Here is a 21,786-nt window from a genome sequence, read left to right as displayed (position 1 = left end):
TCCTCTAATTAAAACTCTATATCTTATGAGCACTAAGTTGAGTGCTGGACCGTTCGACTTGCATGTGTTAAGCACGCCGCCAGCGTTCGTCCTGAGCCAGGATCAAACTCTCCAATTATATTTGAAATGTTCGATTTCTAGCTCTTGTTGTTGTTTCGGAATTACTCTTCGTTAGCTTTCGCTTGACGAGAGTCATGTGTTTCTTTTCCATCCATCCACTGTTTAGTTTTCAAAGACCGGTTGCTTTTTTGTGGCCGCTTTTCAGCGGCGACATTCACTATCTTAACTCTTATTGCTGCCCGGATCAACAGGTAATTTAAGGTTAATCTTTAGCTGTAAACCCAGACCGCACGTTAAGTAATTTATCACATAGTACCACTTTAAGTCAAGACTTCATTTAACCTCAAATACGGCGTTTATATACTATAATTTGCTTATATTCTGCATCATTACTGGAATATTATCCATATTTAAAAAAATAGTTTTATTTTATCAGACCATTATTGAAAATACCGCTCGGCAGGGTTACAAAAGTGCTTGGCACGCTGCCTACAATTATGCTTTCAGCCAGCGGGACCTGGTTTGCGACAATGGTTTCACCGCTTTTTAAGGGGACCACAATACGAATGTTTGTATCAAAGTTAAGGTAGATCGTATGCTTGGTCTGATTTATGCCTGCCGATTCAAATTTATCAACAACGTTGACCCGTACTGTTCCCACAGGCATTATGTGATATTTAATCTGCGGACCCAGGTGAGCAAGAAAGGGAATTCCTAAGATTTGCCCCGCGGGTATGCTTAAAGACTGCCACCTCAATTCCTCTAAAGCTTTTTGCACAGCCAGGGTCGTGTTGGCGGAAAACCTGTTTACTTTGACTGTGTCAGCCTGCATTAGGACGATATGCCCTTGGTTATCCTTCTGAATAACTATGAAATCCTGATACTGCAGGTTTTCGTCCGCAACTTCCCGCTGCAGGGCTTTCTGAAACGACTCGGTCGCTAATTGGACCGCCTTTGCTTCGGCAATATTAAAAAATGTATGGCGCAGTGTCATATCCAATAAAAAGATTAGGCCAAATACCACTGCGCCGAAAAGAATCAGGAAAAAGACCGGACCGCTCCTTCGCCTTCTTTTAAACAAGCCTGTCACCTCACTTCCGCAGGCGCCAAACCATACCCGTACTAATTTATGTGACAGTCAAAAAAATGATAGCACTCAAAATAAAAAAAGACGCCGGAGCGTCTCATTATTAAAAATGTATTATTTAATGATACGGACAAATTTCCTTTTACCCACCTGAATGATCATGCCACTAGAGGGGTTTATATTGATATTCGGATCATCAATCTTTACTCCGTCTGCCTTGACCCCGCCCTGCTGGATTAAGCGTCTGGCTTCACTGGTGCTGGAAGCCATTTTGGCCAGCATGATTAATTTGGGCAGCCAGATTTCACCGTTTTCAAGCATATCCTTAGTCAGTTTAAAATCAGGGATTTCATCCGGCAAGTCTTTTTGCTGGAACATTCTTTTGAACTCTTCTTCAGCAGCTTTGGCCTCGGCCTGGCCGTGGTACTGGGTTACAATTTCCCTGGCCAGCCTCATCTTCACATCTCTGGGGTGCAGTTTTCCTTCCTTAAGGCCGGCTTCAATAGAGCGTAAATCTTCCAAAGACACGGGGGTGACAAGTTCAAAATACCTGAGCATCATCTCGTCCGGTAGAGACATGGTTTTACCGTACATCTCCCTGGGCGGTTCATCAATACCAATATAGTTGCCCAGGCTTTTGCTCATTTTCTGAACCCCGTCCAGGCCTTCCAAAATAGGCATCATCAGAGCAACCTGCTGATCCTGCCCGTATTCTTTTTGCAGTGTGCGCCCCATCAGGAGATTGAACTTCTGGTCAGTACCGCCCAACTCCACGTCTGCTTCAAGCGCAACAGAATCATACCCCTGCATCAGCGGGTAAAATAACTCATGGATGCTGATGGGCAGGTTCTCTTTAAATCTTTTATTGAAATCATCGCGCTCCAGCATCCTGGCCAGAGTATATTTGGCGGCGAGTTCGATGACCTGGACAAAATTCAGCGGCGCCAGCCACTGGCTGTTAAAAACAACCCTGGTTTTGGCACGGTCAAGTATTTTAAAAATTTGTCTTTCATAGGTTTTGGCATTAGTCAGGACCTGTTCTTCGGTAAGCTGTTTACGGGTTTCCGACTTGCCGGTCGGGTCGCCGATACGGGCGGTGAAATCTCCCAGGATTAAAACAACCTGGTGTCCAAGGTCCTGGAACTGCCTCAGTTTGTGCAAAACCACAGTGTGGCCGAGGTGGATATCAGGCGCGGTAGGATCTAAGCCAAGTTTGATGGTAAGCGGCTTACCTTTTTCTATTGATAACTTGAGCTTGTCCACAAGTTCGTTTTCAGGCACAATTTCAACCGTGCCCCTTTTTATAATTTCCAGCTGTTTTTCCAAGGCAAGCACTTCAATACCCCTTTCGAGAGCTATCTTAAAAAATCTCATTAATTATAACAGTATTTTGTGCTTTTAATCAATAATCTTCCATAAGGCACGGCTTTAATTTAGCCAGGCTGCGTTTGAAAAAAGGTAATATCTGTTATATAATAAATACCAGGAAAGGAGTGTTCACTATCAATACCTTGAAGGTTTTTCTTCTGATGGGCGTTTTAACGGTGCTGCTGGTGCTGATCGGGAACGCGGTCGGAGGCAGTTCCGGCGCCTTGATATTCTTGATCATAGCCCTGGCCATGAACCTGATCGGCTATTATTTCAGCGACTCCATTGCCATAAAAATGACCCGCTCTTACCCTGTATCAGCCAATGAGGCGCCTGAACTGTATGACATCGTCGGGCGGTTGTCGCAGCGTGCCGGCATGCCGGTGCCTCGTATTTTCATCACCCCGTCCGAACAACCCAATGCTTTTGCTACCGGCAGGGGGCCTTCCCATGCCGCCGTTGCTGTTACAGAAGGTATTATGCGCCTGCTCAGCCGGTCGGAATTGGAAGGGGTGCTGGCTCACGAAATCGCCCACATCAAAAACCGCGACGTCTTAATCGGCGCCATTGCCGCCTCTCTGGCCGGCGCCATCACCATGATCGCCAACATGCTGCAGTGGGGCTTGATGTTCGGCGGCTTCAGGGGTGATGACGACGAAGGCGGCGGCATAGCCGGGCTTGCCGGCTCCCTGTTAATGATCATCTTAGCCCCTCTGGCGGCGATGCTGGTTCAAATGGCCATATCACGCGCCAGAGAATTCCAAGCAGACGCCAGCGGCGCCCGCCTGGCCGGACATACCCACGGGCTCGCCCAGGCGCTCTTAAAACTAGAGCGAGGCGCCAGACAGATCCCGATGCAGGTCAACCCTGCGACATCACACCTGTTTATTGTCAATCCTCTGTCTGGTCAATCCATAGCCAGGCTGTTCAGCACCCACCCCCCTATTGAGGAGAGAGTAAGGCGGCTTGAAGTAATGAAAATTTAATCTATTTACAGCTGTTTTTTCTCAATCCAGTTGACAAAGAGCGATATTACATTCATAACCTCTAGAAAGGTACCTTTATAAAGGACTTCCCTGCCACCGTTCCTCCGCACTCCCGGGATCAGGCTGAGCGCTTCCGCATAACCCGGCCAGGTCACCTCAAGAAGCATCTCCACAGGCTCAGGCAGGCAAAAAGGCTTGAATTCGCCTTTTAGCCCTCTCGTGGCGGCTGTCATGGCCGCCTCAGTTATTTTAGCAGCGGATGTTGCGGGGTGGAAATTATAAGCGGCGCAGCTTCCCAATGCTTCCTTTACTACTACCGTCTCCAGGCCGGGTATTAATGTTTTAATCTCATCTACAAAGGCACGGTCCCCCGAGGCCATTCCTAACGGGACACCGAAATGGCCGGCGCAGGCGGCGCTGATGAAAGCCTCGCCGGCATCAATACCATTTAACCGCAGGCCCGTTATCCCCATATTCATAGTATGGGGCAAAACCGCCCCGGCCGTTCCACAGCGGGCATGAAAACCTATCAGAAAAACCAGGTCGCATTCCTGCACGGTATCCATCCACATCAACCTTTTTTTAGTCCCGCTGATCAATGACGCCTTTCCCAGCAGCTGGCTATGGACTATATTCTGTTTAAGCATGTGAATATCCGAGACTACGATATCCGTGGCTCCCCCGGCAAGCGCGCCTGTTATAGCCGCGTTTACCTCGGCAATCATTTCATCCCTGCGCAAAACTTCCTCCGGCTGTTTTTCCGGCCAATCGACATAACCGGATGTCCCTTCTATATCAGCGGCAATGAAAATCTTAAACAATATAAATTCACCCCCTACAAAAGGAATATATCTTTCGGCAGGCAAAAATACACAAAAAAAACCGTGGAGGCTATTTGCCGCCACGGGTTTTTAACTGCATTTTTACTTAGGAAATCTTTACTCCCGGGAACTGGAGCTTCAGGCCGGCTGCCGCCATCTTGCGGCGGACAAAGGCCAGGTTCTCCTGCAGGGGGATTTCCATCGGGCAGAGGTCCGCACAGGCCATGATGCCCACGCAGCCAAACGCTCCGTCTTCGTTGCCGACCACTTCGAAGTATTCGGCGTTAGAGCGCTCGTCCCGCGGGTCAAGGATGAAGCGGGCAACCCTGTTGATACCGGTCGCGCCTAAGAAGTCTTCCCGGATGTTGGCAGTAACGCAGGCAGCTACGCAGCAGCCGCACTCAATGCAGCGCTCAGGCTCATAAATAGCTTCTGCGGTTTTGTTTTCCATCCTGACTTCAAGCGCGTTGAAGTCGAACTTCTTGTTGGTATGGATCCATGATTCTGTCCTTATCTGTAAATTTCTGAACCATGTTCCTGTGTCAACCGAAAGGTCGCCGATCAGTTTAAATACCGGCAGCGGCATTACTGTAAACCTGCTGGGCAGAGTCCTGGTCATGGTCTTGCAGGCCAGCCTGGGCCTGCCGTTGATGAGCATGGCGCAGGAGCCGCAGATAGCCGCGCGGCAGACGAAGTCAAACATTAATGTGGGGTCCAGCTTTTCACGGATTTCGTTAAGCGCCACAAATAAGGTCATGCCTTCGTATTCTTCAAGTTTATAGTCCTGCATCCTGGGCTTGTCGCCTGGGATGTTCGGGTTATAGCGAAAACAAGATATTGTTAACTGGCGTCCCATACTCTTCTTAAACCTCCTCCTTGTACTACGTTATTTTTTGGGGCCCGCAGTGGCCTCGCCGTAACCACGGTCACCCGGAGGCATATACGGACATGCGACAGGTTCGTAGTCAAGCGTGGGCAGGTCTGCCCCTTCTTTCCAGTAGGCCAGTGTCCGCTTGAGCCAGTTGGTGTCATCCCGCTTCGGGTAGTCTTCCCGGAAGTGGCTGCCGCGGCTCTCAGTACGCATCAGCGCGCCGTAGGCGACACATAGCGCTGTGCGGAGCATTCCCGGCATCCGGAGTGCCTGGGCCAGTTCCGGATTGGCGCCCTGGCCGGAGGAACGGAGGCCAATCTTCAGTGAACGCCTGTACAGTTCTTGAAGCTTCGCCACACCTTGCTCAAGAGCAGGACCGGTACGGAAGATGTGCACATGGTCCATCATAGCTGTCTGCATGGCTGCTCTGATTTCCCATACGTTCTCTCTGCCGTTTTTGCCGGAGATGAGGTTCTTAATCCGCTCTTCTTCCTTCTTGACGAAGTCTTCAATCAGTTTATAGTTGAAAGTCTGGGTCGCGCCCAAGGTGTACTTGGCAAGCTGTTTGCCGACAATATAGCCGGCGGTGACAGTCTCAGCAAGGGAGTTGCCGCCCAGACGGTTGAATCCGTGCAGGTCCCAGCAGGCAGCTTCGCCGATGGCGAAGAGTCCCTTGAGGCCGTATGCGAAACCGTCTTTGTTGGTGCGGACGCCGCCCATGGTGTAGTGCTGGGTCGGAATAACCGGCACCAGGTCCTTGGCGGGGTCAAGTCCGTTAAAGTTGGTGGCGATAGTGGCGATTTCACGCAGGTTGGTCCAAACCCACTGGCGGCCCAGGTGACGGATGTCCAGCCACAGGTGCTGCTGGGTGGAGAACTTGCTGTCAACGCCGTAGCCGGCTCTGATATGCTGGACCATACGCCGCGAAACAACGTCACGGGAGGCCAGCTCTTTCTTCTTGGGCTCGTAGTCAGGCATAAACCTGTGCAGGTTTTTATCCAGCAGGTAGCCGCCGTCACCACGCGCTCCTTCAGTCATCAGGATGTATACCGGAGGCATCCCTGTCGGGTGGAACTGAACCGCTTCCATGTTGCCGAGGGGAACAACACCGGTGCTGAGGGCGATAGCGCCGCCGGTACCTTCGTTAATCACGGCGTTGGTGGACGCGGCATAAATACGGCCCGCACCGCCGGTGGCGATAACAGTGGACTTGGCCAGATAAACGTTGAGGTCACCGGTCCGCAGGTCCCTGGCCACAGCGCCGAAGCAGGTTTCGCCGTCATGAATAAGGGAGATAGCTTCCATCCTGTCGTGTACCGGTATGCCCAGTTTACAGACCACGGTGTCGACCACAAACTGCACGGTATGGCCGGTACCGTCAGAGGTGTAGCAGCAGCGCCATTTGGCCACGCCGCCGAAGTCACGGGCTGTGATTAAGCCTTCTCTGTCCTTGGTGTCTTCAACTTCAAGGCCGGAGGGCAATTTCTTCTTACCGGCTGTAACCCTGTTCCAGGGAACACCCCAGTAATCCAGCTGTCTGATCATGGACGGGACTGTTTCTGTGAACATCTTGGCGACTTCCTGGTCGCAGCCCCAGTCAGAACCCTTAACAGTGTCTTCAAAGTGAATTTGGGGGTTATCCCCTTTAGCCATAGCAGCGTTCCCCAGGGAAGCCTGCATACCGCCCTGAGCCGCGGTGCTGTGAGAGCGGCGCGGCGGAACCAGACTCAAAATTATAACACTCAGGCCAGCTTCCGCAGCCTCAATGGCTGAACGCTCAGCAGCCAGGCCGGCGCCGATTACTAATACATCAGATATATGAGTGTGTTTCGCGCTCAATGTATGGCACCTCCCGTTTTAGCAATCTGCGTAAACGTATACAGGGCTGTAAAACCAAGAACAACGATTATAACGGTGATGCCCTTCAGGACCCAGCCCATTTTGTGGCGCTCGAACCAGCCCCACTTGACAAGGATGCGATACAGGCCGAAACCGCCGTGATATTCCCCAACCAGCAGGAATATAACATAAAACACTAAAAAGAATGGAAAATGGAAGCCGCCCCATGTAGGATCAGCTGGTCCGGTAGAAGCGACACGCGCTGCGCTTGTTGCAGCCCTGAGCGGCCATGCGCCTAAAATAACCCACAGGTGTATGCTCGCCATGATACCCACGCACAGAGCGGTGATAACCTGTCCGGCCCAGATCCAGGTATCATAGTGATTCATCAAATTTGTCAGACGCCAGGCGATCCTTAAATCACGCAGGCGCAACGGCGCCCTGCGGCCCGCTAAAAAGATGTGGATGATGATAACAATGATAGTAGCTGGTATACCGACTTGGGCCAGGTAGTATTTGTCCAGACCTTCAGATAAGGCATCAAAAAGCTGTGGACTAACCACAATAGTAGCGACAAAAAGCATATGCATCCACAAGAAACCTATGAGGATGACTCCGCTAATCGACTGAGCGAGATCGACATACAAGTCAGTCTTGCCATAGGACCTGTTCAGGGTCGTTTGTAAATTCTTAGCAAGTTCCATATTATTCTCCTTTCCCAAAGGGACTGTTACAGACCAAAAACCCCCTTACACCGGGCACACGCTAATAAACTTCTAAAATGATTTCTAAATACCCAAAACGAACTCTACCACATTACAAAAACACTGCACTAAAACCCTTTCACTTTCCCTCCTTCCAGTAAGTCCGTTAATTCCCCGTTCTTGAAAAACACACGTGAAATCCTGGCTTACCAAAAAATAAGCTATCTCGCTCAAGATAGCTGTTTAAAATTTTTAGTTATCACATCCCCTCCTTCAAAGAATAAAATCTTCCCTTACCTTATTTTATTGCAAAAGAGATACCAAGAAGTACAAACCGGTTAAAAATATCTGTCAGGACCCTGTAGTTATAAGATTTAAAAACATAATAGCCAGAAGACCTGACAGCCTAAACAAACAAGATTTGCGTCAAATAATTCTTATTTGTATTTATAATTTATAGAAAATAGAAAAGTAACATAAACCAATATTTCGTTGAAACACCAAAAAAAAGTAAATATTTGCTACCCGATTTATAAATTTTCGACGTTTCTTTAAAAAATCCTTTTTTTAAGATTTAATTTAAAACGGGGATTTTTATAAAAATTTTCCTATTCAAAAATTTAGAAACCATTTTTTATAAAGCTTTTTTATTAAATAGTTTAATTTTTAATTGATAACATACAGCTTTTTGTTTAAAATTACATAAGCCAACAAAAAGGAGAGAAATCAGATGCAATTCTATTGTGAGACCTGCGGCAAAGAAGTCCTGCCGGAAGAAGGCACCGTTTCCTGGATAGATGAAGGCAGCATTCTGAGGGATTTTAGTATAACCCACAAAAATGACCAGCACCACAACTGCGACCCCAAGTATGTAGGCTATATCCATCTAAATTTTGTTACAGGAATATCCGGCTTTATGAAATTTAACGAAGTGATGTATGATTACTGGGCCAAAGGGTTCACTCTTCAAAACGCCGGCAGGCTCAAAAAGGTACTGAATCAAATAGGCTTGTATATCTGGGAAAAACAGAATAAAAAGCAATAATCATCCTGCCCTGGCTGATTTCCTACTTTGACTGCGGGGCCAAATGCTGTTCCCTGGCAAAGGGTGTGTAATCAGTATCCCGGTGATATTCAGGCACAGGCCAGCCAAAGCGCCGCCGCTGTTTTAAGCGGAAGGCCGCCGCGTGTTTCTTTAGTTCGTATCCAACGCCCGCGGCAAGCTTAGAAGGTTCAAGACGAATGGTTTGAAGATACCCGCTTTTGACAGCCCCAGCCAGGATTTCTCTGCCCGTCTGCGTGCGGACCAGGCAGGAAGACATACCCAGAGACTCTCCGCTTTAGATTTTGGATCCCAGTAGTCTCCCACTGACAGGTCGGCCAGTTCAGAGGACCAGTCCACGCACATTTCACAGCGGTCCCTTTTAAAAGCAGGCATGAGATGATGGTACATATACTGGTGGCGGTCCAGGGTGAGCTGCCGCCCGTCTTTAAGGTCGGCCACCAAATGCCCGGGCCAGTCTCCTCCCCGGTAACTCAGCCGGATAACTTCCTCAATGTAAGGCACATGCATCTGTTCGACCAGGAGGTGGCGGGTCCCTTCGAAATAAAACTGGGAAGCGCAAAACAGTCCTACCGTAAGGGCCAGGCTTTCCGCCGGGAAAACTGCCGGCCCGAGCAGCTGCATTTTACGCAAACCATGGACATGACAGGGCAAGCCGACAACAGCGACGCGCCTGAAACCTTTTTCTAAGGCCTGACCCAAAAGGCTGTTCACTGTTACACAGGCATATTTGCTCTGGGCTGCCGCCAGGATTTCCTCCATGCTCGCCGCAAGCCGCGCGCCGGTCCGGTAAGGCTTGTCCGGCTGGAAACCTGCAACCAGGGCACAGTCTATGATTCCTTGTTCAAGGGCAAAGATCAGCAGGGCAGTAACCATCCCGCCGCCGGCGCCCAGCCGCCTGACAGCCTGGACAGAGGCCCATGACGCGCAGGCTTCCTGGTATAGTCCCAGATCAGGGACTTTGTCTTCTCTTTCCCGGCCAAAGACAAATCTTTCTAAAACCGGCAGGTTAACTTCCGCCCCGGGACATACCGAGCCGCAGATACCACAGTCATTACAGGCGCCAGCCAGCACCGGCAAAGGCTCACCGTCATCATCAGCCCAGCCGATAGCCCCGGCCGGGCACAGGCCGGCACAAGTACCGCACGCCGTGCACAAACCCCTGTTGATCACTGTGCTTTGCAGGTCATTAAAGGAATCTTTCATACCAAATCCCTCACATTCTCCACATTTTCCAGCTCCAGAACCGCTTTCTCTAATCCACGCACTTTTTTTTCGCCCCATGGACCTGCGGCGAGGGTACGGAACTTAGCCAGCAATTCATCAGTTGATACAGGGTTTTCGGGGTCACCCCGCGGAAAATCGGTCCGCTCGCGGCAGGTCCCACCTGTACGGCAGGTTATTTCCACTATTGTCGGCCAGCAGGCTGGATGCAGCGCATCCAGTCCTTCGTCCTTGGTCAAAACAACCTTATCCATTAAATCTCTAATTTCCGGGTCGGCCAATGCCTCCTCCGTAAAATCCGCCAGACCGCAGCGCCCGTTTTTCAGAGCCAGTGCCGCGCAGAAAGGCAGGCTGAATTTGGCCGCGTACACTGAGGACGGCTTATAATTCTCTGTAATGCTTAGAGCCGTGCCGTAGGTGTGAATCCTTATTTCCTCTATGTCGTCAGTTTTGACCCCATTGGAGGCTGATAAACCTAAAATCACGTCTATGGCGGGGTGGGTGTGCCGGCAGGAAGCATGGATCTTAAACGAATTTTCTTCAATTTTATAAGGTGGTTGGCCCAAACCGGAAGTAAGCTTATCCAAATCAAAACTGTCAGCTGTAGCCCGGCAGAAACCTCTTTCCCCTTCCAGGATACGGGTGGCCCCGGTAAAGTCCTCCCTGGCTAACAGCGCGGCCAACACGCCGTTTTGAGCTGCTTTGCCGGGGTGCAGGTGTTTGGACATGGCCCCGTCAGCTAAAAATTCCCACAGCCCCGCCGCCTGCGTTCCGGCATTACCCAGTGCCCAAACCAACTGATCAATGGTTAAACCCAGAAGTTTTCCCGCGGCGGCTGCCGCGCCAAAAGTCCCGCAGGTGCCTGTGGTGTGCCAGTAAAAGTAATGGGCTGGAGTAATAGACTCACCAACCCTGATGGCAACCTCATAACCCGCCACGATAGCCTCCAGCAACTGCTTCCCGGCAGCACCGTTCATTTCTGCAACAGCCAGGGCCGCTGGTATAACTGCCGCTCCCGCGTGGATAATGGCAGCCCGGTGCACGTCATCCAGTTCGATAATATGAGAAGCCAGCCCGTTAGCCAGTGCCGCGTTCAGACAAGATGTCTTCTCCCCTATGGCTAAAATTGTCGCCTGAGGAAATCCTCCCTGCCCCCTGATCACCGCGTAAGCCTTTTGAAAGGGCGCCTCCATGCCGCCGGCGGCAGTTGAACCCAGCCAGTCTAAAAAAGCCATTTTAGCCATGTGCACCGTATGAGCCGGAAAATGTGCAAAATTCATGTCACTTATGAATCCCGCCAGTTTTTTAGATAGCAAGAAAAAAACCTCCAAATATTAAATTTTGTTTAGTTGTTTTTTTTATTATAAAGCTTATCTGACTGGTTATTATGAACCTATTTTAGCACTTGGCCGCAAATAAAAACACCCGCTACATCTAAAGCAGGTGTTTCAAATATTTAGTCTTTATCCCTTTAACATCAGGCGATTTTTGTAATTCCAGGCCAGTACAGCTTCGGCAAATTTGACCATCTTGCTGGTCATGTTCCCTCCAACATTCCCGTTCATCCTTGAGGGAAGGTTGCCTTTATCAATATTTTCGTAATCGTCAAGCCCCAATTCGGCAGCCATTTCGTTCCTGAATTCTTCTAAAGCCGGGGCAACATAACTTTGCAATTCCTTGGGAATGAGGCCAGTGGAGATATGTTTAATCAGATCCGGCGCATCCTGTTCGATTACAGTCAAATCTTTGATCAACTTAATACCTCCCGCAGATCATTTTCTTTTTATTTTTTCATTCGCAAAAATTATTATGTTAGCAATTTTTATATCGAAAAATTTGTTTTGTTATTACTGCTGCGGGTCATTAACAGCGCTGATTAAATCCGCCGCCTCATCAATAGTCACCGCCAGGCCGCTTACTTTTTCTGTCCCGCCAGCCTCCACTTTCATGCTGCCAAAGACCACGCCTACAACCTGGCCGTTCAGGTTGAGCACAGGGCTGCCGCTGTTGCCCGGGTAAATCGGGGCATCTATACTAAAAGTTTTTCCTTGTTTGCCCGCTATCTTCAAATACTCTCCGACTTTTCCCTCAACCACTATACTGTTAAGTGATAACGGGTTTCCGACAACTTTTATTTTATCCCCGGCAGCCGGGAGTCTGGACTGGCTGACAGGTACGGCAGGCAGCCCGTCCGCCTGCAGGGCAAGCACCGCCAGGTCACATTCAGGTTTGACCAGCCAGTGCTCAGCCTTATAAACTTTCCCGTCCGGAAAAGTTATGACCAGGTTCAGGGCGTCCTCAACAACGTGGTAGTTTGTTATTATTACTCCACCGGTGCTGATATTAAAACCTGTCCCTGTTTTCTGCTCCACTGCTACAGCTGAGCCCTGCCTGCGGGAAAGCACACTGATTTGCACCACGGCCCGCATAATATTAGAGTCTACATCTTTTTTCAGCTTTAAAGACTCCTTGATCAGGTCAACCAGAGGGGGATTTAAGCTGGGCCAGGAAGTAAAAACAACCAGGCCCAGCAGTGCGACAGCGGTTATTAAGGCTACCATACGCAATAAGAAAGTGTTCCGCGGCGCAGGTTCCCCGTCATCTTCAAGATACCCGCTGTCATATTCATCCTCATAGTTTTCAGCAGCAGCATTTGATTCTATCTGATCCCCGGAAGACAAATCCATATTTTCTTTATCTGTAGTAATAGCTGTTCCACTCCAGTCCTCCAAAACAGGTTTTACTGGTAGACTTCCAGCATCAGGCCGCAAATCCCTGCTTGTTTCCCCATGACTGCCTCCGCCTTAACAAATACGCCTTTCGCTTTTTGTGTTTTGCTCCGGCATCAACCGGTCCGAACAATTCAACCACTTTATTGCGCAGCTCCACAAATACTACACGCGAACCGTAGGCTACAATTGAAGCCCAGGCCAAAGGCTTGGTGCCATAGTTCTGCACATCCTGCACCATGGCCAGGAGAGTAAGCGCGGATAGTGATAAATAGTAAGGCATAACCTCCGTGCTTAGAAAGCGGGGCAGCTTGGCAAAATCAAAATTTCCCTTACGTATTGAAATGGCCACTCCCAAAACCACATTAACAATGATAAGCGCCAGCAAAAAAATCATGGCTTTCAATAAGGCCAAGTCCAGAACAAACATTTAAGACACCTCCCTAGTTTATTTTTCCAGTTTATAATATTCAGCTTGCCGCATATTGACATCATCCCATTGGCATATACTGGTATAATAAGATCAATCCCATCAATCGCGTTTAACTCAACCAGGAGATGGACCGGCGCCTGGCTATTGTGTCATTGATGAACTTGTGTGGCCACTCCGGATCAGGTCCTTCGTGCTATTTCAACCTTTAATAAATCAAAAATATTTCCTGTGAGTCATGATATTTGCGTTATTCATCTTGCGTCTATTTATGGTAATATATCCAAGAGGAGGGGATATTCATGCCGGATAATAAAGAACTGGTAAGCATGCTCTGCACTGTCATTCAGGAGGAAATGCACGCGGTCAGGAAAGAAGTCCGGACTATTGTCCAGGAAGAATTAAAGCCAGTTAATGAAAGATTATCCGCACTGGAAGCGGGCCAGCAGGAGTTAAGGAAAGACGTTAAGAAGATCCAGAAAGATGTGTCTACCATCAAGAAGGAATTCCATGCTGTTTGGGATGATATATTAAGGTTGGACAACCACCTCACGGTCCAGGAGAAAAAGACAGCACTGTAAGTTTTGCCGCCCGGCTACAGTGCTGGGTTTTTGCTTCCCCGACTTATTCATCCCACCATAGAACTCACACACCAAACTTAAAAATGGCAAGGTGTTCCATCTCTGGAGCCCTTGCCATTATTAGTTTCTTTGGAGGCGACACCCGGATTTGAACCGGGGAATGGAGGATTTGCAGTCCTCTGCCTTACCACTTGGCTATGTCGCCGCATAAAATGGAGCGGAAGACGAGAACTGACACGGGATCCAGGTTGTTACCATAACTTTCCTATAGCCCTCAGAATTGAGGATTCTTTGTTCTACTTACCCTCCAATCCTCAAACCTACCCTGCCATATTATTCTCTGCTGTCAAGGAAAATCCTCCCGAAGTCCCATATATTGAATACCCAAGATTAAGTTCTTCAACAAAATCGCGTGGTCACACCATAAGAAAGCCATTACTTGATTAGGTAAAGGCTTTTTCCGTTTGTATATTTTCGTGTTCCGCTGTTACAAATCACTTTCCTCCTGCCGGTATTATCCTTCTTTAACTATACCGGATTGGAGGAATCATGAATGAAGGACAGAAAGAAATGTCGTCACAAAAGAATCCCTAGAATATGTGAAAATCCAGAATGTGGCCGTAGTTTTATGGCGCCGCTTTGTGATGTTAAGCGGGGAAACGGGCGATACTGTTCGAGAAATTGTGCGTCAAGGCACCGGTTTATTAAGGGTGAGCTTAAATTAACTATTAACAGAAAGGGGAAAGATAATCCTAACTGGAAGGGTGGTGCGACCGTACATAGTGATGGTTACATCTACTGTTTTAAACCGGATCACCCACATGCAAGTAATGGTTATGTTTTTCAGCACCGACTTGTTATGGAAGAGAAAATCGGGCGTTATCTAAAGCCAGATGAGGTAGTTCACCATATCGACGGTAACAAAACAAATAACAATCCGGATAACCTTCTGCTGACTACATGTTCAGAGCATACAAGGTTGCACAATGAAATTCGGGCTCAGAGAATGAAAGTAATTAGCATTCCCTGCCACTGTGACACAACTCCCAATACCCACAGGCGGTAGGAGTACACATAAAGTTGTCCGGGTTTGAATAGAATATCCCGGCCCTGATTGCCCTAGCTACATCTTCTGTAAGGCGGTTAAACCAGTTTATATCCTGTAAACTACGGGTGGCTGAGCGGGTTACTATTTTCAGCGACTTATTTCTAACCAGACAATTTAGCTGAACCGACTGCGGTATTTCACCGTAGATTGTCAGGTAGGCCAGAGCGTAGCAAGTCAACTGGATATCGTGCTCTGCCCTGTCCTCCGGCGGCGTCCGGGAGAGCATTTTGTGATCTATGACATCGCCGGCCTCGGTGATAAGATCAACGTAGCCAATCAAGTAAGTCCCGGCCAACGGTATCATAACCTGGCATTCGACGGCCTTAGGAATAACCAGATGTGCTTTCTCCTGAATGTATAACTTAAGCAAGTTTACGCCATCGTCTTTGGATTTACCGAGGTTCTCATGTCCCCAGTCCACTTCCTGGCTGTACTGCTCAAATGACGTGGCAAAGGCATCCAGCACTTCGGCGAGTGTAGGCCCTTCACCTGTATTCAGTTTTTGCCGGAAGTAATGCTCAATGCCCTTGTGGACAGCCCGGCCCAAGGCCAGGCTGCCGTTTGGCGGCGTAGGAATTCCCTCGATATATCGGAAGTAATATTCCATGGGGCAGCGCAGGTAGCAGCGGATTTGACTGATTGAGAGGTGACCTTTCGGTAATTCCATGATTATCATCCTTTCGGAGGGATAATTACCATACCTGTGTACTAAATAAGGCCCTTACCCTTGAAGCTGACGAACTTGCCGTCCCCGATGATGATGTGATCCAGGATGGAAATCCCGAGCAAGTTACCTGCTTCCACCAAACGGTTGGTTATCTCCATATCCTCCTTGCTCGGGGTTGGATCACCACTGGGGTGGTTATGAACCAAGATAATGCCAGCAGCGCTATGCTTTACGGCGCCCTTGAACAGCTCACGAGGATGCACCTGCGATGAATTCAGCGTACCAATAGAGATAATTTCAGTTCTGAGGATACAGTTCTTGGTGTTCAGCAACAGCGCCCGGAAGTGTTCCCTGTCTAAATATCGCATTTCATGCATTACAAGAGCGATAACGTCTTCCGGCGAGCGGATTACCGGGTATTCCTCCGGAGTTGCAGTGTATATGCGCTTGGCCAGTTCAAGGGAGGCCAGTAATGAAGAAGCCTTGCTGGGGCCGATACCCTTAATCCCAGCCAATTCGGTGAAGGTTAAATCTGTTAGATCCCTCAAGGATGTAAACCGGGAAGTCAACTCCTCTATAACCTGGCTGTACGGGCTTTCACGTAGCGTCATCGACAAGAGTTCCCGGACAGTAAGAGTGGACATGTCAGTGTATTCAAAGGACAAATGTCGTCACTCCTTTCAGTTATGCGCGGTGTTCCATTAACAGAGCATTATCCATCATTAACACTGTCAGCCGATGTTTTGTCCTGCTCATTTTCAATAAGCGGATAACCGCAATAGGGACAGGTCTTGTTCTTTAACCAATCCAGCCGGGTTGCAGAGTAACACGACCTGCCGCAAAGAGGACAAATGATCTCGTACATAGTGGTCACCTCCTTAAATATCAAGCCCCTGCCGTGTGAAAGCAGGGGCTTGGGAATTTTGCCTTATTTGACAGATTTCAGAAAGTGGAACCAGGTTCTTCGCCAGCGCCAGTACTTATATAGCTTAATAATCGTGCGAATCATTTTATCTTACCTCCTCTGGATTAAAGAACTAAAATCACCGGTAGGGACGCGGGCAGTGTTTAGATAGCTTGTCGGCTTTCCTCCGGAGTTACCCGGCTGATAAACTCGGCCAGCTGGGCGCGGAGGACATTCATGCGGACGTTAACCAGTTTTTCATATTCCCTCACCCGTTCCTGCAACTCAATGGCACGGCTGGTGAGGCGCTGTACGGTGCTCAAGCTGTTATCACCGCTTTTTTGTAGGTGTTCTGCCAATTCGGCAACCAGTGCGTCAAGTTCACCTGCAATCTCGATGCTAGCCCGGCGGGCTACCAACTCCCTTTGTTCAGCCGTGTTAACGATGGGGATCAGATCCATGCCGCATTCACCTTTTGCGTATGGCCGCAGTTCTTCCAGCAGGCCCTTCAAGCCCAGCAGCAGGTAGTAGTTATTCTTTGGGATAAACTTACCCTGGCTACGGGGGATGATGTTTACCGGGTTGGCAGAGTTAATCACCTTGTTTACCAAATTACGGACGGTATCGCGGGTGTGGTAGTTGATGAATTCATTGTAGGTTCGTTCAATCCTATCGAGAATCCCATAATAATTGTATTCAGGGTGAAGGTACGGATCCCGCTGGATGTGGATGCTGTTATTCTTGCGGCGGAAGGTCAGCTTACCAGCTGTTGCATAGTCCAGTACTTCATTTCTGCCGTCGATGACTTCCCTTACCAGTGCCCGTGTGATTTCCTCATTATTACTCTTAATCTCACGGATCATCAGCCGCGCTTTGTACTGTCCGCCGTTCCAGTTTACGGTTACCGTTTGTTGTGCGGATGCCGTTGCTCTTCTGAAAGCATCACAGGGGCGGATCTCGCCGGGGAGGAATTCATTTGGAAGATTGTGCTTCAACCAAAGTGAGGCCAGGTCGCTTTTTTGAATCCGCAAATCCGGAACAGTGTGGAATTCCAGGTGACCGAGCAGAGCTTCATTATTCAGTTGTACGTTACCGGTTGGGGTAATAGCCAGGAATGACATCAGCAACACCTCCAAGAGTTTTGAAATAGTAAAGGGGGCAGGCCTCAATTAAGAAGGCCTGCCCCTGTCATTAATGCTTCTGAAAAGCTGGCTGGAGCTGTCTTCATCCAACTGCGCCAGAGAACTTACAGTAACAACTTCGTCTGAAAACTGCTCAACCATGATGGTGGAAGCTTTGTTACCGATATTTATGAGTACTGTAAACACGGCGAATCCCTTTTGTTGCTTGGTTTTGTTGAATGTCTTCAGGAATTCCTCATTTACAACGCAGTGACCGTCAGTTATGAAGATTACATCTGCCTTACAGAAGCGGCTTTCATTGATAATATCCAATGCCCGTGCAAGCGGGGCCTCGAAGTTGGTTCCGCCGGACGGGGCAACTTCTGCCATTTCGATAATGGCCGCCGGATTCCAAGTGGAGCGGGGGATGACCCAGGTCTCCTGTACCACGGTGTTGAAGTAGATAGCAGCGAAGTCCCGCTTCTGGCGCTGGGCTACCTCCGCCAGGGCCAGGACGGTAGCCTTGCTCCACTGTTCCGGTTTGCCTGCCATCGAGCCGCTTACATCACAGCAGACAATCAACGGGCCTTTGCCGGCGGGTTGGTTTTTGCTTTGGTACTGAAGGAGTTCCTTCTGGGTATATCTCCTGATGAAGTCGAGCCTGGTGGCGGGCCGGGCGAGCATCATCTTTTCCGTGGGGAGCACCTGTTCCAGGTTGCCACCGGTGGTAACGCTGTTGACTGTAATGGCACCATCTTCCCTTTTCTTTCGGAACACCTGCCGGGCCAGGCTTCGAAAGCGGCCAACCAGACCGGCTAGTTCTTTTAAGTTTGGGCTGGAACGCAGTTTCTCCAAGGCCCTGCGCTTGTTCTCAAAGCTGATGCGGAGAGAAGGATTACCGGGCTCCAATCCCCATTGTTGCACTTGTTCCATGAGTTCCTTGATTTCGTCAGCCGCCTCCCGGGAAGCGGTAGTGACGGCGTCAATAATGTTATGTTCAGCCTCTCCGTTGATATCAAATGTAGAAAAGGTTACTTCGACACCGGTGTGCTCTGTTCCGTTTATGCAGTCGGGTACTGTATCTCTTTCCATTTGCTGATTACCGGCAAGCAGTCCTTTTGTATCATTACCTGTGCTATCCCGGCCATTTTCTTGCCTGTTTGACTCTAACTGACGGATTGTTTTCTCAGCCAGAACCTGAGTACCAAGGGCGGATGTAATAGGATCCAATTGGGTCATGCCCCGGATTCTTTGAAAGTCCTCGGATTCAAAAAGCCTTTCGACAATGCGCTTATTTATAATGGCACGATCGTTAATTTCATCGTCCGGCAATATCTCCGGCTCCACCTTGAACAACGAAATAAACAAGTCCTGGGCGAACCAGTCAAAGACCGGCAGGAATTCTCTGCCCTTATCAATCATGGCTTGCAGGGCCGGTGAGTCTTTGATGGTATCGGTGTATAAATCACCGTCATAGACATCCTGCCGCACTACCTGGTTGCTTTTATCCACTGTATCCGGATTTTCCGTCAGCCCGAATAACTGGGCAATAGAGAGCGGAGGGGACTGGCTTGTATTTATCATGAAACAGATTACTCCTTTCAAACTGGAGATTCGGTTTCAGTCTGTTCTGTGCCTATGCCCAAGCAGGAGCGTATCATTTCATCTTTCAGGGCGATGGCGCGTCTTTGCTGCTCAACAATCCTGGTAACGTCTTGTCCACTATCCTTGGCCTCTCTGGCGAGGCTTGACAGCTTGTTTATCACCTCCTCGTAATGAACCTTTGCCTCAATGGCCTTGCGCGTGCGTTCCGCCCTGTCCGGGATGTTGGTGCTGGAAGCCAGGATCTCGTCTATGCGTTTTACCAGCTTGCGTAGTTCAAGAGTGAATGGATCAGCCAGCCTGGCTGTTTCCTCTTCAACTTTGGGAATGTCCTCCGGGCGCTCCCACAGGACGTTATTAACTGCCGTAATGTCAGACAGGGTTACCTGAGTCCTGCCGTTCAAGGCGGCCTCGCCCTGCAGCACCTTGATGCAGGCGGCAGCTCTCCTGTCGGATACTATAATTCCGTGCTCCGTTTCCATGGTGCGTAACAGCTTCTCAAAGGCACGGTAAACCATATCGGGCACATCAATGGTATTAACATATTCCGAGAGTGCCTCCAGCTCATTAAGTGTGATGGTAATTGGATGTTTGGCTTTATAGATGTTGCACCGGCGCTCCACCGTCATCTTGAGCAACTGCACCCGTTTAGCCGGGTCTTTGATTCTTGTTATCTGGTGGCGGAATAGCAGGCGATCCACTAGGGCCTGCAGGCCGTCCTCCTCCGGCCACTCGTTAGAGGCGGCGACCAGGGTTCTCAATGGTACCGGTACCGGCTTACCGTCATTGTGGAACACACGCTCGTTCAGAATGGAAAGCAAGATGTTCAGCACAGGCTCGTTGGCCTTCCCGAATTCGTCCAGGAAGGCCACGTGTGCGCACGGCAACATACCGTCGTACTTGCGGACAAAACGGTCTTGCTCCATGGCCTTAAGTGAGTAGGGGCCTAACAAAGCAGAGGGGTCAGTAGTCCTGTTCAGGAGCCATTCAAAGTAGCGGCCACCCTCGATATAGCTGCAGCCGGTTCGGGCTAACAGGCTCTTACCTGTACCCGGGGGGCCGATCATAAGTATGTGTTCGCCTATGGCTATAGCCCTTATGAAATCCCTGATTTGGTTATCCCGTTCCATGAACTGGGATACCATGTCCTGTTCAATCTTCTTTAACTTGGCAACGGTACTCTGGACAAGGTTGTTCACTGCATTTGTTGCCATTGTGGTAAACCGCCTGGCTGCCTTTGCAGGTATAGTAGGCAGGAAATCTTGTTCGGCGGTCTGAGGTAACAACATTCTCATCATCTCCTTTAAAGGATAATGGAATGCCCGCTCCGGTCAATTGGAGCGGGCTATATACTCAGGCAACACCTTCTTCTTCCATGGAAACTCTCAACCGGGCGGCAAAGTCAGTCAGCCGTTCCGCGGGGGTCTTTTGGATACCGTTCAACATTTCGGCGAACTCATCGTCGTTTAACAGGGAGGCGTTATCTTTCTGGTACTTATAGAGGACGATTAAGTCAGTTTCTTCTCTACTTAGGCCCTTTTGGGCGGCTGCTTTGTAGAGAAGTGCGACATCCCTGGTTTCAGCCGCTGTGTTAACTGGGGACTTAGCTATTGAGGCTGCCTGATGGTTTCCGTTAGAAGTATTCTTATTATTTTGCTTGCCAGCGCCGTTACTGTTCCTGGGCTTGTTGCCGTTACCGGATACAGGGCTGTCAGCTAAGGTTTCACTGTCATCAAGGTCGTCGCAGAATTGTGTGCCGAAACCAGCTAAAGCTAGCGCCCTGCCGATAGCCTGTGTCTCAGCCTTTTCCACGTAATCTCTAAAGTCGTTAGCCATGACCTGCCTGCGGCTTTTGGCGAGGCGCTTACCGCCGTCTGACGGATCGCGGTCGTAGACTGTAGCTTCAATACGGGCAAACTGTTCGTTGGTAGCAAGTTCGGTTGTTTCAATGTAGCCTTTAGGGTACACCTGCCGGAACCAGAGAATGCGGTACTTGACATCGAGGTAGACGTGGGTTTCCTCAACCCAAGTGTTGTTACCCCGGCTGTCTTTGACTTTGCGCCGCCTTGTCAATGTGCGCAGGTATTTCTCCGGGCTGAATGTCTCGTTACTCATCTAACTTCCTCCTCGTTTTAGTGATATTAAAGCAGGGGAGGCCCCTACATAATAAGGGGCCTCCCCTGCAAAATCATCAAGGGCTAAACACTTCTACCTAAGGCCTCAGCCAGCTTGGTGAGGACATAGCGGCACAGGAAAGCCCCAACTTCGCGGTTTCTCGTTTTAACAGAGATTTCGCTGTTGGGGCTTATGTATACTGGTAGGCTGTAGTTGTTGCTGTTATAGGTGAACCCTATTAATGCCAGAGGGTGGTTGATCATTAGAGGCGGCTTTGACCAGCGGATTGTCATTTTTGAGATACCGAACTGTCTGGCTGTAGTTGGTGGTTGCTGCCAGTACCAGGCTTTCTTCTCCAGGAGCATTGTCAGAGCATTTCTGTGTTTGTCAATCAAAAAGTTTACCACTGTGATCACGTAAAAGTTTACCACCCATAAGAAGGGGATCAGCTCATTTGGAATGGTAATTATGGAATATTATTACTGGCGGTCTTTTAGCAATATTAT

Annotated in this window: 23 protein-coding genes, 1 tRNA gene and 1 rRNA gene; 4 read left to right on the top strand and 21 right to left on the bottom strand. The window is 49.2% G+C overall.

Annotation, left to right across the window (positions count from 1 at the left end; all coding sequences use genetic code 11):
- From Pmgp_RS16675 to tyrS, 3 genes are all read right to left on the bottom strand, one after another.
- A 16S ribosomal RNA gene (locus Pmgp_RS16675) occupies positions 1 to 118 on the bottom strand; the annotation flags it as partial.
- Between the two features lie 366 nt (positions 119 to 484).
- Entirely contained in the window at positions 485 to 1,150 is a 666-nt protein-coding gene (gene yunB / locus Pmgp_RS16670) for a sporulation protein YunB (RefSeq protein ID WP_243119924.1), read from the bottom strand.
- A 111-nt stretch (positions 1,151 to 1,261) separates the two neighbouring features.
- Positions 1,262 to 2,482: a tyrosine--tRNA ligase gene (gene tyrS / locus Pmgp_RS16665; RefSeq protein ID WP_134215399.1), complete on the bottom strand. Its 1,221-nt coding sequence runs from the start codon at positions 2,480 to 2,482 to the stop codon at positions 1,262 to 1,264.
- Between the two features lie 167 nt (positions 2,483 to 2,649).
- Between tyrS and Pmgp_RS16660 the strand changes: the two genes are divergently transcribed.
- Positions 2,650 to 3,501 carry a zinc metalloprotease HtpX gene (locus Pmgp_RS16660; protein WP_134215396.1) on the top strand — a complete coding sequence of 284 codons (852 nt, stop codon included), beginning with the start codon at positions 2,650 to 2,652 and terminating at the stop codon, positions 3,499 to 3,501.
- A gap of 5 nt (positions 3,502 to 3,506) precedes the next feature.
- On the opposite strand, the gene Pmgp_RS16655 is transcribed toward Pmgp_RS16660, so the two are convergent.
- The 4 genes from Pmgp_RS16655 to Pmgp_RS16640 all read right to left on the bottom strand — a co-directional run bounded on the left by Pmgp_RS16655 (position 3,507) and on the right by Pmgp_RS16640 (position 7,736).
- Entirely contained in the window at positions 3,507 to 4,322 is an 816-nt protein-coding gene (locus Pmgp_RS16655) for a M55 family metallopeptidase (protein WP_192902986.1), read from the bottom strand.
- Positions 4,323 to 4,428: 106 nt separating this feature from the next.
- Entirely contained in the window at positions 4,429 to 5,178 is a 750-nt protein-coding gene (locus Pmgp_RS16650) for a fumarate reductase iron-sulfur subunit (RefSeq protein WP_134215386.1), read from the bottom strand.
- Between the two features lie 30 nt (positions 5,179 to 5,208).
- The gene (locus tag Pmgp_RS16645) at positions 5,209 to 7,032 is read right to left on the bottom strand and encodes a fumarate reductase flavoprotein subunit (protein WP_134215385.1); all 1,824 of its coding nucleotides are present in this window, start codon (positions 7,030 to 7,032) and stop codon (positions 5,209 to 5,211) included.
- On the bottom strand, positions 7,029 to 7,736 hold the full coding sequence (locus Pmgp_RS16640; RefSeq protein WP_134215383.1) for a succinate dehydrogenase/fumarate reductase transmembrane subunit: 708 nt from the start codon (positions 7,734 to 7,736) through the stop codon (positions 7,029 to 7,031). The genes Pmgp_RS16645 and Pmgp_RS16640 overlap by 4 nt, the downstream gene beginning before the upstream one ends.
- A 730-nt stretch (positions 7,737 to 8,466) precedes the next feature.
- On the opposite strand from Pmgp_RS16640, the gene Pmgp_RS16635 reads away from it, so the two are divergent.
- A complete protein-coding gene (locus tag Pmgp_RS16635; protein WP_134215381.1) occupies positions 8,467 to 8,781 on the top strand; it encodes a hypothetical protein in 315 nt (104 codons plus the stop codon).
- 150 nt (positions 8,782 to 8,931) lie between these two features.
- On the opposite strand, the gene Pmgp_RS16630 is transcribed toward Pmgp_RS16635, so the two are convergent.
- The 5 genes from Pmgp_RS16630 to Pmgp_RS16610 form a co-directional block, all read right to left on the bottom strand.
- Entirely contained in the window at positions 8,932 to 10,005 is a 1,074-nt protein-coding gene (locus Pmgp_RS16630; RefSeq protein WP_243119923.1) for a Coenzyme F420 hydrogenase/dehydrogenase, beta subunit C-terminal domain, read from the bottom strand.
- On the bottom strand, positions 10,002 to 11,339 hold the full coding sequence (locus Pmgp_RS16625; RefSeq protein WP_134215379.1) for an MmgE/PrpD family protein: 1,338 nt from the start codon (positions 11,337 to 11,339) through the stop codon (positions 10,002 to 10,004). Before Pmgp_RS16625 ends, Pmgp_RS16630 begins: the two co-directional genes overlap by 4 nt.
- Before the next feature lie 147 nt (positions 11,340 to 11,486).
- On the bottom strand, positions 11,487 to 11,777 hold the full coding sequence (locus Pmgp_RS16620; RefSeq protein ID WP_134215377.1) for an alpha/beta-type small acid-soluble spore protein: 291 nt from the start codon (positions 11,775 to 11,777) through the stop codon (positions 11,487 to 11,489).
- 93 nt (positions 11,778 to 11,870) lie between these two features.
- A complete protein-coding gene (locus Pmgp_RS16615; protein ID WP_153189232.1) occupies positions 11,871 to 12,794 on the bottom strand; it encodes a S1C family serine protease in 924 nt (307 codons plus the stop codon).
- On the bottom strand, positions 12,784 to 13,182 hold the full coding sequence (locus Pmgp_RS16610; protein ID WP_134215373.1) for a hypothetical protein: 399 nt from the start codon (positions 13,180 to 13,182) through the stop codon (positions 12,784 to 12,786). Before Pmgp_RS16610 ends, Pmgp_RS16615 begins: the two co-directional genes overlap by 11 nt.
- A 302-nt stretch (positions 13,183 to 13,484) precedes the next feature.
- Between Pmgp_RS16610 and Pmgp_RS16605 the strand changes: the two genes are divergently transcribed.
- Entirely contained in the window at positions 13,485 to 13,763 is a 279-nt protein-coding gene (locus tag Pmgp_RS16605; protein WP_134215371.1) for a hypothetical protein, read from the top strand.
- Positions 13,764 to 13,893: 130 nt separating this feature from the next.
- Here the strand turns inward: Pmgp_RS16605 and Pmgp_RS16600 are convergent.
- Positions 13,894 to 13,968: transfer RNA gene (locus Pmgp_RS16600), tRNA-Cys, on the bottom strand.
- A gap of 348 nt (positions 13,969 to 14,316) precedes the next feature.
- Here Pmgp_RS16600 and Pmgp_RS20960 point away from each other — a divergent pair.
- A complete protein-coding gene (locus Pmgp_RS20960; RefSeq protein ID WP_205078074.1) occupies positions 14,317 to 14,829 on the top strand; it encodes an HNH endonuclease signature motif containing protein in 513 nt (170 codons plus the stop codon).
- On the opposite strand, the gene Pmgp_RS16590 is transcribed toward Pmgp_RS20960, so the two are convergent.
- From Pmgp_RS16590 to Pmgp_RS16560, 8 genes are all read right to left on the bottom strand, one after another.
- Positions 14,780 to 15,538: a RecB family exonuclease gene (locus Pmgp_RS16590; protein WP_192902985.1), complete on the bottom strand. Its 759-nt coding sequence runs from the start codon at positions 15,536 to 15,538 to the stop codon at positions 14,780 to 14,782. The two genes, Pmgp_RS20960 and Pmgp_RS16590, sit on opposite strands and share 50 nt — an antisense overlap.
- A 41-nt stretch (positions 15,539 to 15,579) precedes the next feature.
- Positions 15,580 to 16,203 (bottom strand): RadC family protein, encoded by a 624-nt coding sequence (gene radC / locus Pmgp_RS16585; RefSeq protein ID WP_243119922.1) that lies wholly within the window; start codon positions 16,201 to 16,203, stop codon positions 15,580 to 15,582.
- Positions 16,204 to 16,250: 47 nt separating this feature from the next.
- The gene (locus Pmgp_RS19855; RefSeq protein WP_192902984.1) at positions 16,251 to 16,403 is read right to left on the bottom strand and encodes a hypothetical protein; all 153 of its coding nucleotides are present in this window, start codon (positions 16,401 to 16,403) and stop codon (positions 16,251 to 16,253) included.
- A 203-nt stretch (positions 16,404 to 16,606) separates the two neighbouring features.
- Complete coding sequence (locus Pmgp_RS16580) at positions 16,607 to 17,563, bottom strand: DUF6744 family protein (RefSeq protein ID WP_134215367.1); 957 nt, start codon at positions 17,561 to 17,563, stop codon at positions 16,607 to 16,609.
- A 48-nt stretch (positions 17,564 to 17,611) separates the two neighbouring features.
- Entirely contained in the window at positions 17,612 to 19,147 is a 1,536-nt protein-coding gene (locus tag Pmgp_RS16575; RefSeq protein WP_134215365.1) for a vWA domain-containing protein, read from the bottom strand.
- A 17-nt stretch (positions 19,148 to 19,164) separates the two neighbouring features.
- Positions 19,165 to 20,454, bottom strand: a complete 1,290-nt coding sequence (locus Pmgp_RS16570) for an AAA family ATPase (RefSeq protein WP_192902983.1) — start codon at positions 20,452 to 20,454, stop codon at positions 19,165 to 19,167.
- A gap of 64 nt (positions 20,455 to 20,518) precedes the next feature.
- Complete coding sequence (locus tag Pmgp_RS16565; RefSeq protein WP_134215361.1) at positions 20,519 to 21,280, bottom strand: hypothetical protein; 762 nt, start codon at positions 21,278 to 21,280, stop codon at positions 20,519 to 20,521.
- An 83-nt stretch (positions 21,281 to 21,363) separates the two neighbouring features.
- The gene (locus tag Pmgp_RS16560) at positions 21,364 to 21,696 is read right to left on the bottom strand and encodes a hypothetical protein (protein ID WP_134215359.1); all 333 of its coding nucleotides are present in this window, start codon (positions 21,694 to 21,696) and stop codon (positions 21,364 to 21,366) included.
- Positions 21,697 to 21,786: the final 90 nt, after the last annotated feature.

Origin of the sequence: Pelotomaculum propionicicum (assembly GCF_004369225.1) — a bacterium.
GTDB classification, from domain to species: domain Bacteria; phylum Bacillota; class Desulfotomaculia; order Desulfotomaculales; family Pelotomaculaceae; genus Pelotomaculum_B; species Pelotomaculum_B propionicicum.
Note: the sequence above shows the minus strand (reverse complement) of the source record. Positions and strands in the feature narration are given on the sequence as shown.

What these genes read in the sequence shown, in the direction of transcription:
- Pmgp_RS16650 (WP_134215386.1), bottom strand. Translation starts at nt 5,178, where the DNA reads ATGGGACGCCAGTTAACAATATCTTGTTTTCGCTATAACCCGAACATC.
- Pmgp_RS16640 (WP_134215383.1), bottom strand. Translation starts at nt 7,736, where the DNA reads ATGGAACTTGCTAAGAATTTACAAACGACCCTGAACAGGTCCTATGGC.
- Pmgp_RS16635 (WP_134215381.1), top strand. Translation starts at nt 8,467, where the DNA reads ATGCAATTCTATTGTGAGACCTGCGGCAAAGAAGTCCTGCCGGAAGAA.
- Pmgp_RS16630 (WP_243119923.1), bottom strand. Translation starts at nt 10,005, where the DNA reads ATGAAAGATTCCTTTAATGACCTGCAAAGCACAGTGATCAACAGGGGT.
- Pmgp_RS16610 (WP_134215373.1), bottom strand. Translation starts at nt 13,182, where the DNA reads ATGTTTGTTCTGGACTTGGCCTTATTGAAAGCCATGATTTTTTTGCTG.
- Pmgp_RS16605 (WP_134215371.1), top strand. Translation starts at nt 13,485, where the DNA reads ATGCCGGATAATAAAGAACTGGTAAGCATGCTCTGCACTGTCATTCAG.
- Pmgp_RS20960 (WP_205078074.1), top strand. Translation starts at nt 14,317, where the DNA reads ATGAAGGACAGAAAGAAATGTCGTCACAAAAGAATCCCTAGAATATGT.
- Pmgp_RS16590 (WP_192902985.1), bottom strand. Translation starts at nt 15,538, where the DNA reads ATGGAATTACCGAAAGGTCACCTCTCAATCAGTCAAATCCGCTGCTAC.
- Pmgp_RS19855 (WP_192902984.1), bottom strand. Translation starts at nt 16,403, where the DNA reads ATGTACGAGATCATTTGTCCTCTTTGCGGCAGGTCGTGTTACTCTGCA.
- Pmgp_RS16580 (WP_134215367.1), bottom strand. Translation starts at nt 17,563, where the DNA reads ATGTCATTCCTGGCTATTACCCCAACCGGTAACGTACAACTGAATAAT.
- Pmgp_RS16575 (WP_134215365.1), bottom strand. Translation starts at nt 19,147, where the DNA reads ATGATAAATACAAGCCAGTCCCCTCCGCTCTCTATTGCCCAGTTATTC.
- Pmgp_RS16570 (WP_192902983.1), bottom strand. Translation starts at nt 20,454, where the DNA reads ATGTTGTTACCTCAGACCGCCGAACAAGATTTCCTGCCTACTATACCT.
- Pmgp_RS16565 (WP_134215361.1), bottom strand. Translation starts at nt 21,280, where the DNA reads ATGAGTAACGAGACATTCAGCCCGGAGAAATACCTGCGCACATTGACA.